This window comes from Salinimicrobium sp. TH3 (genome assembly GCF_026676115.1).
Lineage (GTDB): Bacteria > Bacteroidota > Bacteroidia > Flavobacteriales > Flavobacteriaceae > Salinimicrobium.
This window is the reverse complement of sequence record NZ_JAPONB010000001.1, coordinates 385,473-400,701: the sequence shown is the minus strand read 5'-3', so window position 1 is coordinate 400,701 and position 15,229 is coordinate 385,473. Positions and strand designations below refer to the sequence as shown.

General features: G+C 40.4%; 15 protein-coding genes. 5 read left to right on the top strand and 10 right to left on the bottom strand.

Annotated elements, in window-relative coordinates; all coding sequences use genetic code 11:
• Nucleotides 1-13: 13 nt before the first annotated feature.
• The 10 genes from OU683_RS01690 to OU683_RS01645 form a co-directional block, all read right to left on the bottom strand.
• Nucleotides 14-466: an SRPBCC domain-containing protein gene (locus tag OU683_RS01690; protein WP_268134515.1), complete on the bottom strand. Its 453-nt coding sequence runs from the start codon at nt 464-466 to the stop codon at nt 14-16.
• A 1-nt stretch (nt 467) separates the two neighbouring features.
• Nucleotides 468-908, bottom strand: a complete 441-nt coding sequence (locus OU683_RS01685) for a VOC family protein (RefSeq protein ID WP_268134513.1) — start codon at nt 906-908, stop codon at nt 468-470.
• A gap of 156 nt (nt 909-1,064) precedes the next feature.
• Nucleotides 1,065-2,297 (bottom strand): ATP-dependent Clp protease ATP-binding subunit ClpX, encoded by a 1,233-nt coding sequence (gene clpX, locus OU683_RS01680; RefSeq protein ID WP_228914265.1) that lies wholly within the window; start codon nt 2,295-2,297, stop codon nt 1,065-1,067.
• A 51-nt stretch (nt 2,298-2,348) separates the two neighbouring features.
• A complete protein-coding gene (clpP, locus tag OU683_RS01675; RefSeq protein WP_029033202.1) occupies nt 2,349-3,023 on the bottom strand; it encodes an ATP-dependent Clp endopeptidase proteolytic subunit ClpP in 675 nt (224 codons plus the stop codon).
• Nucleotides 3,024-3,146: 123 nt separating this feature from the next.
• Entirely contained in the window at nt 3,147-4,460 is a 1,314-nt protein-coding gene (tig, locus tag OU683_RS01670; protein ID WP_268134508.1) for a trigger factor, read from the bottom strand.
• An 85-nt stretch (nt 4,461-4,545) separates the two neighbouring features.
• On the bottom strand, nt 4,546-4,887 hold the full coding sequence (locus OU683_RS01665) for a phage holin family protein (protein ID WP_268134506.1): 342 nt from the start codon (nt 4,885-4,887) through the stop codon (nt 4,546-4,548).
• Nucleotides 4,888-4,976: 89 nt separating this feature from the next.
• Entirely contained in the window at nt 4,977-6,545 is a 1,569-nt protein-coding gene (locus tag OU683_RS01660) for an SGNH/GDSL hydrolase family protein (RefSeq protein WP_268134501.1), read from the bottom strand.
• 15 nt (nt 6,546-6,560) lie between these two features.
• Nucleotides 6,561-7,808: an OmpP1/FadL family transporter gene (locus OU683_RS01655; protein WP_268134499.1), complete on the bottom strand. Its 1,248-nt coding sequence runs from the start codon at nt 7,806-7,808 to the stop codon at nt 6,561-6,563.
• 114 nt (nt 7,809-7,922) lie between these two features.
• Nucleotides 7,923-8,684 carry an alpha/beta fold hydrolase gene (locus OU683_RS01650; protein WP_268134497.1) on the bottom strand — a complete coding sequence of 254 codons (762 nt, stop codon included), beginning with the start codon at nt 8,682-8,684 and terminating at the stop codon, nt 7,923-7,925.
• Entirely contained in the window at nt 8,684-9,400 is a 717-nt protein-coding gene (locus OU683_RS01645; RefSeq protein WP_268134495.1) for a pyridoxine 5'-phosphate synthase, read from the bottom strand. The genes OU683_RS01650 and OU683_RS01645 overlap by 1 nt, the downstream gene beginning before the upstream one ends.
• Nucleotides 9,401-9,488: 88 nt before the next feature.
• On the opposite strand from OU683_RS01645, the gene OU683_RS01640 reads away from it, so the two are divergent.
• The 5 genes from OU683_RS01640 to bamA all read left to right on the top strand — a co-directional run bounded on the left by OU683_RS01640 (nt 9,489) and on the right by bamA (nt 15,218).
• A complete protein-coding gene (locus OU683_RS01640; RefSeq protein ID WP_268134493.1) occupies nt 9,489-10,145 on the top strand; it encodes a CBS domain-containing protein in 657 nt (218 codons plus the stop codon).
• Between the two features lie 2 nt (nt 10,146-10,147).
• Nucleotides 10,148-11,032: an NAD kinase gene (locus tag OU683_RS01635; RefSeq protein WP_268134491.1), complete on the top strand. Its 885-nt coding sequence runs from the start codon at nt 10,148-10,150 to the stop codon at nt 11,030-11,032.
• Between the two features lie 101 nt (nt 11,033-11,133).
• The gene (gene porG / locus OU683_RS01630; RefSeq protein WP_268134489.1) at nt 11,134-11,850 is read left to right on the top strand and encodes a type IX secretion system protein PorG; all 717 of its coding nucleotides are present in this window, start codon (nt 11,134-11,136) and stop codon (nt 11,848-11,850) included.
• Between the two features lies 1 nt (nt 11,851).
• Complete coding sequence (gene uppS, locus OU683_RS01625; RefSeq protein ID WP_268134487.1) at nt 11,852-12,592, top strand: undecaprenyl pyrophosphate synthase; 741 nt, start codon at nt 11,852-11,854, stop codon at nt 12,590-12,592.
• On the top strand, nt 12,576-15,218 hold the full coding sequence (gene bamA, locus OU683_RS01620; RefSeq protein WP_268134485.1) for an outer membrane protein assembly factor BamA: 2,643 nt from the start codon (nt 12,576-12,578) through the stop codon (nt 15,216-15,218). Before uppS ends, bamA begins: the two co-directional genes overlap by 17 nt.
• The last annotated feature ends 11 nt before the right edge of the window (nt 15,219-15,229 follow it).

Sequence of the window (15,229 nt, the reverse complement as noted above, 5' to 3'; positions counted from 1 at the left end):
AGAAATTAAAAATCTATTTTTTAAGATAATCAAATGCACCTTTGCGAAGGTTTATACCGTGCTCCATATAAGCTTTTAAACTGGCCAAAAAATTAGCCCAGCCCTCGGTGTTCCGCCCATACCAGGTTATTCCCTGTTCGGTTACCTCCATCTTTCCTTCGGTCACCCTTACCAGGGTTTGGGTACCGGTAATTTTCTCAAGGCTAATTTTTACGGTAGTTTTGAAACCTTCGGCTCCATCCCACTCAAAAATGACCTTTTCAGAGGCATTTACCTGAACAACTTTAACAGGAAAACTATCAGGGAATTCGGGAAAGGTCCACCTAATGGTTTTCCCTTCCTGCAGGCTACCCGAGGAACTTGAAATAAAGTACCCGCTCATTTTTTCCGCATGTACTATTGCTTCAAAAATGGCAGTTTTAGATCTTGAAATTTGAATCGCAGTATTAATCTCCAGTTGCTGCATTCTAGGTATTACCTTCGGGCTTGGGATGGTTAATGATCCAGGTTACTCCAAACTTGTCTGTACACATTCCATAGTAACTTCCCCAGAAAACATCACCTATTTGCATGGTAATAGAACCTTCGGCACATAAAGCTTCAAAGTACTTGTCGGCTTTTTGTTTACTTTCCACATCGATTGCGAGAGAAAGATTGTTCCCCTTTACCACCTCTGGGCACCATCCATCATCGCAATCACTCCCAATTAATTGGCATTTTTCTCCAAGGGGTAACACAATGTGCTTAATCTTATTCATTCTATACTCCGGAATCTCGAGCCCTTCATCTGACGGGATATCCCGATATCGACTTATATGAGAGAATTCGCCTCCAAAAATCGATTTATAGAAATAAAAAGCTTCTTCACAATTGCCGGAAAAAGTAAGGTAGGGATTTAATTTTTCCATTATATGTCTATTTAACAAATCATTACATTCTGTCTAATTTACACGTTTATTCGAATTGTTGTATTAAAATTTTCAAAAATTAGAAGGTCCTGGAATACAGGGTCAAAAAAAAGCCATTCTAAAAGAATGGCTTTAAATATCATTTTTGATACTTTATTAAGATACTGCTTTGAGTCTTTTTATACCAGATTTATCCAGTTTCTCCTCGGCATAATCTCTATCCACTTCCAGAACGTTGGTATTTCCTTCGGGCATCTCAAACATCGCATCGGTAAGAATAGCTTCACAGAGGGATCTTAAGCCACGAGCTCCAAGCTTATATTCTATTGCCTTTTCTACAATGAAATCAAGAGCTTCATCGGTAATAGTAAAGTTAATATCATCCATTTCAAACAGTTTTTGGTACTGCTTAATAATGGCATTTTTAGGCTCTGTAAGTATTGACCTAAGGGTTTTTCTATCCAGTGGGTTCATGTGCGTAAGCACCGGGAGACGACCAATAATTTCGGGGATCAATCCAAAATCTTTTAAATCTTTTGGAATGATGTACTTAAGCAGGTTTTCCCGCTCAATAGCATCATCGCTTTTGGAAGCACTAAAACCAACCGCCTGCATATTGAGTCGCTTGCTAATGTTTTTCTCAATGCCGTCAAAAGCTCCTCCTGTTACGAAGAGAATATTTTCTGTATCTACTTCAATAAACTTTTGATCGGGATGTTTACGACCTCCTTTTGGCGGAACATTCACTGTAGTTCCTTCCAGGAGTTTAAGTAATGCCTGCTGCACGCCTTCTCCCGACACGTCGCGGGTGATAGAAGGGTTATCGCTCTTGCGGGCAATCTTGTCGATCTCATCAATAAATACGATCCCGTGTTGTGCCTTCTCCAGGTTATAATCGGCAGCCTGAAGCAAACGGGTAAGTATGCTTTCCACATCTTCCCCCACATAACCGGCTTCGGTCAATACCGTGGCATCTACGATAGCCAGCGGCACGTTTAGCATTTTGGCTATGGTTTTGGCCATAAGGGTTTTACCGGTACCGGTTTCCCCTACCATTATAATATTACTTTTCTGGATCTCGATGTCATCGTTATTCACCGGCTGTAATAATCTTTTGTAGTGATTATAAACAGCGACAGATAGCACTTTTTTAGTGTGCTCCTGCCCAATAACGTATTGATCCAAAAAGCCTTTGATAGCCTGAGGCTTTCTAAGCTTTAGCTCTGAGGAAAGTTCTCCCGAGCTGTCTTGTTTTGATTCTTCAATAACGATCCCGTGAGCCTGCTCAATACACCGGTCGCAAATATGAGCGTCCAGCCCGGCGATAAGCAGATTGGTTTCAGGTTTTTTTCTTCCGCAGAAGGAACATTCTAATTCTTCTTTTGCCATAAATCTTTTCTTGTAGCCTTTAAGGCTTCTCTACATTCTTCAAAAAAGGGATTATTCCCTAGTTAAAATTTCATCTATCATTCCGTATTCCAAAGCTTTATCTGCTTTCATCCAATAGTCACGGTCACTGTCTTCATGGATCTTCTCATAGGTTTGACCGGTGTGCTTTGCAATGATATCATAAAGCTCTTTCTTAAGGATAAGGATCTCACGGGCTGTGATCTCAATGTCACTTGCCTGTCCCTGCGCCCCACCTAAAGGCTGGTGGATCATCACACGGGAATGCGGCAAACCGCTCCTTTTTCCTTTTTCCCCTGCACAAAGAAGAACTGCTCCCATAGAAGCGGCCATTCCCGTACAAATTGTTGCAACATTAGGCTTAATGAACTGCATTGTATCATAAATACCCAAGCCTGCATAAACGCTTCCTCCAGGAGAATTAATATATATCTGGATATCCTTGGAGGAATCTGTACTCTCTAAAAACAACAACTGTGCCTGAATAATATTGGCCACCTGGTCGCTAATTCCGGTTCCTAAAAAGATAATACGATCCATCATTAAACGTGAGAAAACATCAAAAATGGCAATGTTCATTTGCCTCTCTTCAATGATGTTTGGCGTCATACCCTGAGGGTACATGCTGCTTATTATCTTGTCGTAATAGTTACTGTTGATCCCGTGATGACGGGTTGCATATTTCTCAAATTCTTTAGCGTAATCCATTGAAATAAAATCGGTTTTACTTTAAAAAGAGGAATTTTTCCCCCTAAATCATTTACCAAAAAAGGCGTTATCCCGCATTCGGTCTAACGCCCTTAAAGATATAAGTATTAATTAACAAAAGTTCTATTGGTAAACTTCTTTAACAAATTCTTCGTATGTTACTTCTTTCTCCTCAAGGTTTACTTTTTCCTTGTAAAGTTCAAGAAGTTTCTGGTTCATTAATTGCTCTGAAAGGCGCTTCACTTCCTCCTGATTTGAAAGAATTCGGGCTGCGATATCATCAAGTTCCTTTTCTTCGGGATTCATCTGGCCAAATTGAGCCATTTGTTCTTTGATCCTGTCTTTGGCAAAAGATTTTAGATCTTCAAATTTCACTTCCAGGTTATGCTCCTGTATAAGCTTACCTTCGATCAATTGAAACCTTAATCCTTTTTCGCTTTTTTCGTACTCTTCTTTCGCCTGCTCTTCAGAAAGTTCTTTTTCACCTGCTGTTTGGATCCACTTCTGAAGAAATTCCTTTGGAAGATCAAAATTGTGAGTCTCAATCAACATTTCGGTAACATCATTAAGCAATTGCTGGTCACTTTGTTGTTCGAATTGCTTTGCAGCGTCTTCTTTTATTTTGTCCTTAAGCTCGGAAACAGAAGTCACTTCCCCTGCCCCAAAAAGCTTATCGAATAACTCCTGATCAAGATCGGCCAACTCCTGAGTGTTAACTTCCTCTACTTCAAACTGCACCTCAACATCAAGTCCATGCGCTTTGTCATGCTCAACTTTAAGAAATTCCATCAACTGGTGATCATCTTCAAAAAGATCCTTGGTACTAACAGAAACAGTATCACCGGCCTTAGCTCCAAGGAAAGGCTCCTTGTTTTTCAACTTTTCAAGAGGAAGGGTAGTTTTAGATTCTATTCCTTCAGCTTCATTTTTAAAAGTACCTGTAACCTGGTCTCCTTCTTCGGCAACTTCTTTTGAAACGAGTTTCCCATATTGCTTTTGAAGGGTCTTCACCTGGTTATCTATCATTTCCTCACCGGCAACGATCTTGTAATAAGTTATAGCCTCTTTGTTGTCCAGGCTCACTTCAAATTGTGGAGAAAGACCTAATTCAAATTCAAAGGTGTAGTTATCACTGTCCCAGTCAAAATTATCCTGCTCCTTTGGAAGCGGATTTCCAAGAACATCAAGTTTTTCTTCAGTAAGATATTTATTCAATGAATCCTGAAGCAACTTGTTCACCTCATCAACCAAAACAGCCTTACCATACTGCTTTTTTACCATTCCCATTGGCACATGTCCTTTTCGGAAGCCGGGGATATTAGCATTCTTACGGTAATCTTTTAGTACTTTTTCAACTTTGTTGCTGTAGTCCTCCTTAGCTATATCTACCTTGAGTACGGCATTAAGTTCGTCTATGTTCTCTCTCGTTATATTCATTATAATTGCTTATAAAAATTGGTCTGCAAAAGTACAACTTTTTTAAGAGCGAGCAAAGTTTCAAAAAGTTGAAATTCAGCAGCCTTTATTTCTTTTCGGCAATAGAGAAAAACAGAGATTGGATAATTGACAGCAAAAGGCTAAAAAGCACTGCGATCCAGAAGCCACTTACCTGGAAACCATCTACAAAAGCATCAACCAGCAGTATAATTATTGCATTGATCACGATTAGAAAGAGCCCGAAAGTAATAATAGTAACGGGTAATGTCAACAGCACCAGGATAGGCTTGACAATTAGATTAAGCAGCGCCAGCACCAGGGCTACAACAATTGCAGTAAAATAACCAGTAACCGTTACACCGGGAAGAAAATTGGCAAGAAAAACTACAACAACGGCTGTAAGGAGAATTCTTAAAATAAAAGTCATAGTTTATTATTTTTAAATACTAAGATAGTCTTTTGAACGAAAAACGCCGGGAATGTCCCGGCGTTTTTGAAGTTTAACAATAACAGCTTTTAGTCGTTACTTGGGGTAATGGTGCCATAATAACCAATATTCACAGTTGGGACCGTAGCATTATATGTGGCGTTAACAGTTTCAATAATTGAATTAGCTACAAGCGCATATCCTCGTGGGGTGAAATGAACCCCATCAAGAGAAAATAGCCCTCCGGTAGCGAATGTAGAAGTGACAACTCCGCCGTCAAATGGAATTCCCTCAGAGTCTACACGGGAAGCCAAATCATTGATATCAACCAAAGCCAAACCATTCGCCTGGGCAAGTTGGCTAATTGTTTGATTGTATGCTGTTGTTGCTGCACTTATGGATTCGATTTCCGATTGATCCAGAGCATCTTTATCATCAATTCCATTAACTGCATCCAAGACTAACTGGGCCTGTTCCTGAGTGGGCTGTCCTCCTTGCTGAAGTATTCCAAGTACCTCCATAACCTCTGGAGAAATAGCTGCGGAACCATATCCCTGCTGTCTTAAGGCTGTTTGATTTATAGTTAGAACAAGCAGCTCTTCCTCAGTCATTTGACGAAAACCAAGTGGGTTAGTTTGAGTTTCAGGAACATCAATTATAAAGCGGTTTTTCCCCTCAGTGAAAGTAATAGCATATTGAGAAGCTATTGCCTGCGCCTGCTCTGCGGGCACTTGCTGGCCCATTAAAAACTGCGTAAATATTCCGGCTACAGCCTGAAAATAACCGGTCAATCCGGCAGCTTGTTCTGCAGAAAGTTCTAATGCGTTATTAGGAACTGTATTAAAAAAAGCAGCTGTAGTTACGTCTGGAATATTTAAAAGAGCACCTTCTTCGGCTCCTGCCTCAATCATTGAAGAAACTAATTGTGAATAAGCTCCGGCAAATACCTGCGGATCGGTAATGTCATTTCTTCCATATTGAGTTGGATCCATTTCTCCAGTTCGGTCCACTCCTGTCCCTCCAGATACTGCGTATAAGAAAACGTCATTATTTCCTATCCACAATGTAAAAAAGGTGGGATTTTGTGCTACTGCATCTGCAATTATTGAAGTGTTTGGAGAAGAAGCAAACCTAACGAAATAAGGATTCGCAAGCCCCATTTGTAAAGCTTCCATACTGCCATAACCTGGCGCAAGAAGCTCATAAGATTTTGCTCCAGGAACAGCCATATTATTAAAAGGCCCAGAAAGAATATTACTAACATCTGTAGTAATCGCTCCACCATAATTTCTAGGTGCAGCATTAAGCTGTTCATCCACCCCTAAGACCAGACGAGTATTATATCCGGGTAATTGCGTACCATTAAGAAGAAGACCTCCTGCATTATCGGCAACAAGTGGTTGTGTGAAAAGATCTGTTTCCTGCACTTTAGCAAACTGTTGAGCTAAAATATTTGGATAAGAATTTTGTTGTCCTGAAAGATAAAGGGTCCCGTCTGCATAACCCGCAGTCAAAGAGTTACCTAAAGCAACATAATTAGAAAAATCTGCTTCACCATTGGTATAGGCGCCCTGTTCATCAACCGGATTTTCGAATTCCGGTTCACAGGCAACCATCCCCAGGGCCAGAATTCCGATATATTTTATATAGTTTTTCATATTCAAATTTCTTTATTATAGTTTATAAGTAACACCCAGCCCAGGAATAAAGGCTACAGATTTATATGTTCCTCCAAAAGGCACATTTTGCCCATTTTCATCAATGTAATGGTCATAGGATGCATCTACTTCATCAAATCTTATGTACGCAAAAGAGGCGTCTATTGCAAGTCTGGAAGTCACATTAAGAGAAAGTCCTCCGGTGAAACCCATGGAGTCATTACGTGGAGTCTCTGGCGCAAAATATCCAGGTTGTACAGGAGATTCATCAAGATAATAACCTGCACGCAAGGTCAACTTATCTGTTGCAATATATTGTGCTCCAAACCTCCAGGTATTGGCATCCTCATAACCTCGTGGATTTTCAGAAACCACACCATTGGCAAATTTTATATCAAGGGATTCATACACTCCCCAGAAAGTTCTGTTAAAATCAAAGGCCAACAACCATTTTTCATTTAGCTCATAGGATAGACCTACAGTAAGTTCTGCCGGTAAAGGTAACTGAGCATCAAAAGTTGTATCGCTAAAAGGTGCAAGTGGTGTGTTTGGAATATTTTCAAAATCGGCATCTCCACCTTCAGCATTCATAATGATCTCAGATCGGTAGTTAACCCCTACTCTAAGATCTTCGGTAGGAGTAAAAAGTGCACCTGCAGACCAGCCCCATTCGTTCACTCCCGAAGCGTCAATAGTAACGTTTGATCTCTCACCTTCAATGTTGGTAAGTGTTCTGCTTAAATTACGGTTAAAATTTACCGAACCTGTCACGAAGATGGGACCACCACCAACGCTCACGAAATCGGCGATCTTATAAGAAACAAGTGGCTGGATGTAGATAGCCTGAAGTTTAATATTGTTAACTAAGTGAGAACCGGCCCAGTCATCTTCCCATTCTACAGTACTTCCGTAAGGGGTATATATACTAAGACCAAGAGCAAGATTTTCATTTAATTTATAAGAAGCATTGAAGTAAAAAGGAGTTCCCGCAGGGTTATCTGTACGAGCTGTTGCTCCTGTAGATTCATTTTGCCATGCAACTTCAGAAAATACTGCACTTACCCCTGCAGAAATGGTTAATTGGTTTTCAAGGTATACAAGTCCTGCCGGATTGAAAAAACCCAATTCGGCACTGTTAACTACGGCCACTCCCGTGTGTCCCATAGCCAGTGCACGCTGCCCCTGTACACCAACACGATAACCACCGGCATAAGTTATAGTACCTGCAAGAACAAATACCATTAGTAATAAAACTTTTTTCATAATAGTTTGTGTAGATTTAATTTTAGGATCAATGGCCCAAAAATAGCATAAATTGAATATAAGGCAAGAAAAACATCAATTTATTACGCGTGCATAGTAAATTCCACAACAGAATTACAAAAATTGCATTACCTCATCATAAAATCCCTTTTTATTCTCAGCATGAACCCAGTGCCCCGCTCGCGGAATGACTGAAATTTTTGCTTCAGGAAAATGTTTCTCTATGAGCCCTTTATCTTCTGAAGTGATATAATTTGATCTTTCGCCTTTAATAAAAAGTGTGGGTTTGGAATAGACGTAATCTTCCGGCAGCGCTTCACCTACTTTTTCTATCTCTCTTGTAAGAACCTCCAGATTCAACCTTAGTCCCAGTCGATTCTTTTCTTTCCAATAAAGATTTTTAAGTAAAAACATTCTTACTGCTTTCTGCGATACATATTGTGACAACACTTCATCTGCTTCTCCCCGCGATTCCAGAGTAGCCTCATCAACAGCTTTTAACCCTTTCAAAATATCCTGGTGATGCGGCGGGTAATATTTTGGAGCAATATCCACTACTACCAGCTTTTCAATGAGATTAGGAAACAAAGCGGCGGCAGTCATTGCTGCTTTACCCCCCATAGAATGTCCTATCAAAATGACATTTTTGAGGCTGTGTTGCTGAATATATTCCTGGATATCTTTTGCAAGCTCGGTATAATTAAAAGCCTCACTGTGAGGGCTGCGACCATGGTTTCTTTGGTCAATGAGGTGCACCTGGTAACCGGCTTCGGCAAAATCATTCCCAAGCGTTTTCCAGTTATCACTCATCCCCAGGAACCCATGAAGGATCAAGAGAGGTTGTCCCTCTCCGAGGATATTCGAATGTAATTTCATTAGCTTCTTAGTAAACTCAAGTATTGGTTAATAACATATTCCAGCCCCTGGTACAGTGATTCGGCTATTAAAGCATGGCCAATCGACACCTCCAGCAAACCGGGAATATTCTTCTGAAAGTATTCAATATTGGCCAGGGAAAGATCGTGACCGGCATTTATTCCCAACCCAAGATCATTGGCTGCTTCGGCACAGGATCTATAAGGTTTAATTCCTTCTTTGTTCCCTTTGGCATATTGCCGGGCGTATTCTTCGGTATAGAGTTCAATACGATCTGTCCCCGTATTTGCTGCACCTTTGATCATTTCAAGGTCGGGATCCACGAAAATTGAAGTCCGGATCCCTTTGTTCTTAAATTCTGAAATGATCTCCCTCAGGTAATCCTTATTTTTAATAGTATCCCAACCCGCATTTGAGGTAATTGCATCTTCTGCATCGGGAACAAGGGTCACCTGTTCTGGTTTTACTTTTAATACCAGGTCCACAAATTTCTGAATTGGGTTTCCTTCAATATTAAATTCTGTGGTTACTACGGGACGAAGGTCCAGCACATCCTGGTACCTTATATGGCGTTCATCGGGTCTTGGGTGAACTGTGATTCCCTGTCCACCAAACCGCTGCACATCTTTGGCGACCTGTACAACATTTGGAATATCTCCCCCGCGACTATTTCGAAGGGTTGCAATCTTATTAATATTTACGCTTAATTTAGTCATTTTTGACAAGGGTTTTGAACAAAAATACAAAGTAGATTAAGCAAAAAAGTACATTATTTTGATTAATTTGCAGAAAAACCCCGGGGCAATGAACATTCAGCCATATATACTTAATGAGATAAAAATCCCGCAATTTGACACCCCTGTGGCAGAAGTGCTTGAGATTTTCAATGAATACCCTTATTCTCATTTACCTGTCAAACAGGGTGAAACCTATATGGGGTGTATCCCCGTGGCCGATGCCCGGATCTTTGACAAAGAAAAACCCATGGAGGAATTTCAATATGCCCTGGAAGGCTTTTTTGTAAGGGATACTGACAACTGGATAGATGTATTGCATAATTTTTCCAAAAATGATTCCAACATAATGCCTGTATTAGATGAAAACAATACTTTCCTGGGATATCTTGAGCTACAGGAGATTATGAACTTATTTACCGAATCACCTTTCCTTAACAATCCGGGCGGTATTATAGTAGTGGAAAAAGGAGTCAAGGACTACTCCTTTAGTGAAATATGCCAGATTGTGGAATCCAATGGCACCAATGTACTGGGCGCATTCGTTTCAGCCATTGAAAATGAACGGGCACAAATCACTCTTAAAACAGGAGCTGTCCCTTTTAATGCCATGTTTCAAACCTTTAGAAGGTATGGCTACGAGGTCGTATCCCAACACTCTGAAGATTCTTTTTCATCGAGCTTGCAGGATCGCTCCCGCTACCTGGATAAATACCTAAACATTTAAGAATGAAGGCTGCTATCTACGGGCAATTTTATCATACCAACTCGGGCGCCTATATTGAAGAACTTCTAAATGTTTTAGATTCTGAAAATATTGAGGTCGCTATAGAAAAGAATTTTCTTAGACTCATTGACGAAAGCAAAGAAATTGAAAAGGATTTCCACCATTTTGCAACCTTTACTGAGCTGGATGACACCTTCGATATCTTTATAAGTGTAGGAGGAGACGGGACTATACTTCATTCGGTAAATTTTGTTCAGGACCTTGATATTCCTATTATGGGAATAAATACCGGGAGACTTGGTTTCCTGGCTACGGTACATAAAGAAGAAATTCGGGCAACCATCTCAAGACTTCTCAAAAAAGAGTATAAGATCTCCGAACGTTCCCTGTTGTGTATTATGACCCAACCTGAAGCGGAAGAACTATGCAACAACAATTTCGCCCTTAACGAAATAGCAGTTAGCAGAAAGAACAGTACCTCCATGATCACTATTGACACCTGGCTTGATGGAGAACCACTCACCTCTTATTGGGCAGACGGTTTAATAATTTCCACCCCTACCGGCTCAACCGGCTATTCCTTAAGTTGTGGCGGCCCTGTGATTACACCTGCCACAAAGGCGCTTGTGATCACTCCAATTGCTCCTCATAATCTTAATGCCCGCCCACTGGTTATAAAAGATAACACCACAATTACTTTAAAAGTGTCGGGGCGTGCAGATGACTACCTCGTTTCTATGGATTCCAGGTTAGAAACTCTTAAAAACAACACTACAGTGACCATTAAAAAGGCTCCTTTTAAAATAAAAATGGTGGAATTTACAAGTGACACCTTCTTAAAAACCCTCCGCAAAAAACTACTTTGGGGAGAAGATAAACGCAATTAAAACAATAAAATTTGCTTTAATCTGTTTATGCTAAAGCACAAACTCCCTCATGTTATTGTAGGGTTAACAATATTGTTATATTTGCAGACTTTTGAAGACCTATGAGGTATCTTGTTGTTATGGTTCTAATTGCCCTTTGCGGAAATCAGACCTATTCCCAGAATTTTGAAGTAGGCCCTTTTATAGGAGGAGCAAATTATATTGGGGATGTGGGCAACACTACCTATATCAATCCGAACACTCCGGTTTTTGGAGGTCTTGTAAAGTGGAATCGCAGTGACCGTCATTCCTTTAGGTTCTCCCTCCTTTATGCGAAAATCGAAGCCGATGACGCAAAATCCAATGAAGGCCGAAGACTGCAAAGAGGATATTCTTTCTCCAATACTATTGCTGAAGCTTCATTAGGTCTTGAATTTACTTTTTGGGATTGGGACCTTCACGCCAATACTTACCAATCAACTCCTTATCTTTACACCGGAATTAATTACTATTTTGCCAATCATTACATGTTGAAAAATTTGGCTTATACCAATCCGGCAGCAAATGAATTACAGGAAGCCGGGAATAACTGGGAATTTTCACTACCTATTGTAATGGGGTATAAACAAACCCTGAACAATTTTCTCTCTGCTGGCATGGAAATAGGAGCCCGCTATACCTTTACCGACAACCTGGATGGTAGTCACCCTTCAGAAGTTGATGGTGATTACAACCTATATGATTTTGGTAATCGAAATACCTCCGACTGGTATGTTTTTACCGGTATCTATTTTACCTTTAACTTTGGGAGAGGATCGGGTTGCTTCAACAAATACTAATATGGATTTTAAAGAGAACATTAACCCTGAAAAATTACCCAAACATATTGCCATTATTATGGATGGCAACGGCAGGTGGGCAAAAAAACAGGGCTTAATGCGCGTAAGAGGCCACGAAAAAGGCACTAAAGCGGTTAGAGAAGTTGTGGAGGCAAGTGCAGAATTAGGGGTTGAAAATCTTACGCTTTATGCATTTTCTACAGAAAACTGGAACAGGCCCAAGATGGAAGTGGATATGCTCATGCGACTTTTAGTCTCTTCCCTAAAAAAAGAGATCAAAACCCTTCAGGACAACAATATTAAATTAAACGCCATAGGTTGCATTGATACATTACCTGCAAAAGCCTTTAAAGAACTGCACGAGGTAATTGAAAAAACCTCGTCAAACAACCGGATGACCCTTACCCTGGCCCTAAGCTATGGTTCCCGGGAAGAATTGTGCAATATGGTGAAGGAAATCTCGAATGAAGTGGCTGCAGGTGAGTTTTCTTCTAAAGATATTGATGAATCGGTTATAAATAAGCATCTTTACACCCGCAATTTACCAGATGTAGATTTGCTAATAAGAACAAGCGGAGAACAACGCATAAGCAATTTCCTTTTATGGCAAATAGCTTATGCCGAATTATATTTTTCAGAAATACTATGGCCAGATTACAGGAGAGAGGATCTCTACGAAGCCATTTATAACTATCAAAACAGAGAACGAAGATTTGGAAAAACAAGTGAGCAACTTAGTTAGTGCCTTTAAAACAAAATCTACATTAGCACTTTTGGCCCTTGGCCTCTTAATAAATTTTACTTCAGTAGCACAGGATCTTCCAATTGCAAACGGCCAGGAGTACACAATAGGTGAAATTAAGGTTACAGGAAATGTTTCCTTTAATGAACAAACCATCATTGCATATACCGGTCTAAAAAAGGGCGAAAAGATCTTTATCCCCGGCGACCGCATAAGTAAGGTACTTAAAAAATTATGGGATGTAGGGTCCTTCAGCGATATCAATATTTATGTTACCAACATAGAAGGTAACGTGGCCGATCTTGAACTGGAAATTCAGGAAGTTCCTGCACTTGCGAATGTGAGAATCCAGGGCATCAAGAAAAAGAAACAGGAGGAACTCATAAAAGAAAATAAGCTAACGGTAGGTACTAAGATCACAGAAAACCTGATTACCACTACCAGAAATTTTATCCAGAACACTTATAAAGATGAAGGCTACCTCAACACCAAGGTTGCCATTAATACCGTCCCTGTCGAAGACACTTTGAACCGGAACACGGTAAATATGGTAATTAACGTGGATAAGGGAGAGAGAGTGAAGATAGAAGATATAGAGATTACCGGTAACGATGCTTTTTCTGACGCACGTCTTAAACGGGCCATGAAAAAGACCAAACAGGAAAATTTCCTAAGATTCTGGAAACGTTCGAAATTTATTCCGGAAGAATATGAGGCAGATAAGCAGAGGTTGCTTAATGTTTATAAAGAAAAAGGATATCGTGATGCACGTATAGTTTCGGATAGTCTTATTCGTGTAGATGAAGATGATGTTGCTCTGCAAATCAATGTGGAAGAAGGAAACCGATATTACTTTGGGGATATAGAATTCATTGGGAATTCTGTTTATACAGACCAGGAGTTACGAAGAAGACTGGGAATAGGTAAAGGAGATGTTTACAACGGAGTCCTGCTTGAAAAACAGATCGCCGATAACACCAAACCCGATGCAAATGATCTCACCAACCTTTATCAAAATAATGGCTACCTCTTTTCCAACATTAATCCGGTTGAGGTAAAGGTTTATAATGATACCATAGATTTTGAAATAAGAATCAGAGAAGGTAAAATTGCCTATTTTGATGAAATTACAGTAATAGGTAATGACAAGACCAAAGACCATGTTATTTACAGGGAAATGCGTACCAAGCCAGGGCACAAATACAGCAAGGAAGCCGTAGTTAGGACTGTAAGGGAACTTGGGCAACTAGGTTTCTTTGATGCTGAAAACCTTACCCCCGATTTTAAAGAAGTTGACCAGAACACAGGTACTGTGGATTTGGAATATTCTGTGGTGGAAGCGGGAGCAAGTCAGATTGAACTCCAGGGAGGTTATGGAGGCGGAGGTTTTGTTGGAACCCTTGGACTGTCCTTCAATAACTTCTCTCTAAGTGGACTTTTTGACAAAGATGCTTACCGACCTTTACCAATGGGAGATGGACAAACACTTTCTTTGCGGGCACAGGCCAGTACTTATTACCAGACTTACAGCCTTTCCTTTTCTGAACCCTGGTGGGGAGGAAAAAAACCTGTAAGACTTTCAACATCCCTGCAGCACACAGAACAATATTTCTATGATTACAGGAACCGCGAGGCAGATAAAGACCGAAAGTTCTCTATTTCGGGAATTACGTTTGGTCTGGCCAGAAGGCTTACAGTACCAGATGATTTCTTTGTATTTTCTACTGCAGTTGCCTTCCAGCACTACAACCTAAGTAATTACAATACTGGGCTGTTCACCTTTGGAGATGGATATTCCAATAATTTCTCTTTAACCTTAGGACTAACCCGCGACAACACCTTCAGCAATCCTATTTTTCCAATGGGAGGTTCTAAATTTGAGGTAGTTGCAAAACTTACTCCGCCTTATTCCTTATTTAATGATGTGGATTATGCTAACCTGGGAGACCAGGCCGAATTTCAGCTTAAGAACGCGAACGGAGATTTGATCAACAGGCAGGGAAGACCATTAAGAGAGGGAGAAGATCCCGTTCCGGATCAAGCAAAAATTGACCAGGAAAAATATAAGTGGCTGGAATTTTATAAGATCAAATTTAACGGTACCTGGTATACCAACCTATACGATAAGCTTGTATTAAAAACGCATGCAGAATACGGTTTCCTAGGTGCTTACAATAATGATCGCGGAATTCCTCCTTTTGAAAGATTCTACCTTGGAGGAGACGGTATGGGAACGTACAGTATGGACGGAAGGGAAGCTATTGCCCTAAGAGGTTATCCAAACCAGTCCCTTACTCCATTGGACAGGGGAGTATTAAGTGCTGCATCAGACAATGATGGAGCCACTATTTACAACAAGTATTCCCTGGAGTTAAGATATCCTATTACTTTAAAGCCTACAGCTTCAATTTTTGCCCTAACCTTTCTTGAAGCCGGTGCTTCTTTTGATGGCTTTAGGGACTACAATCCTTTCCAGGTCAACAGGGCGGCAGGTGCTGGTCTAAGAATTTTTATGCCGGCGTTTGGATTACTTGGAATAGACTTTGGATATGGATTTGATCCACTTCCAGGAGAGACCAAAGCGAATGGTTGGGAAACCCATTTTATAATTGGACAGCAGTTTTAATTTGGCACGGT

Coding starts and splice junctions, on each gene's coding strand:
- OU683_RS01660 (WP_268134501.1), bottom strand. CDS start 6,545: ATGAAAAACTATATAAAATATATCGGAATTCTGGCCCTGGGGATGGTT.
- OU683_RS01650 (WP_268134497.1), bottom strand. CDS start 8,684: ATGAAATTACATTCGAATATCCTCGGAGAGGGACAACCTCTCTTGATC.
- tig (WP_268134508.1), bottom strand. CDS start 4,460: ATGAATATAACGAGAGAGAACATAGACGAACTTAATGCCGTACTCAAG.
- OU683_RS01655 (WP_268134499.1), bottom strand. CDS start 7,808: ATGAAAAAAGTTTTATTACTAATGGTATTTGTTCTTGCAGGTACTATA.
- clpX (WP_228914265.1), bottom strand. CDS start 2,297: ATGGCAAAAGAAGAATTAGAATGTTCCTTCTGCGGAAGAAAAAAACCT.
- OU683_RS01640 (WP_268134493.1), top strand. CDS start 9,489: ATGAACATTCAGCCATATATACTTAATGAGATAAAAATCCCGCAATTT.
- porG (WP_268134489.1), top strand. CDS start 11,134: ATGAGGTATCTTGTTGTTATGGTTCTAATTGCCCTTTGCGGAAATCAG.
- clpP (WP_029033202.1), bottom strand. CDS start 3,023: ATGGATTACGCTAAAGAATTTGAGAAATATGCAACCCGTCATCACGGG.
- OU683_RS01690 (WP_268134515.1), bottom strand. CDS start 466: ATGCAGCAACTGGAGATTAATACTGCGATTCAAATTTCAAGATCTAAA.
- OU683_RS01635 (WP_268134491.1), top strand. CDS start 10,148: ATGAAGGCTGCTATCTACGGGCAATTTTATCATACCAACTCGGGCGCC.
- OU683_RS01645 (WP_268134495.1), bottom strand. CDS start 9,400: ATGACTAAATTAAGCGTAAATATTAATAAGATTGCAACCCTTCGAAAT.
- OU683_RS01665 (WP_268134506.1), bottom strand. CDS start 4,887: ATGACTTTTATTTTAAGAATTCTCCTTACAGCCGTTGTTGTAGTTTTT.
- uppS (WP_268134487.1), top strand. CDS start 11,852: ATGGATTTTAAAGAGAACATTAACCCTGAAAAATTACCCAAACATATT.
- OU683_RS01685 (WP_268134513.1), bottom strand. CDS start 908: ATGGAAAAATTAAATCCCTACCTTACTTTTTCCGGCAATTGTGAAGAA.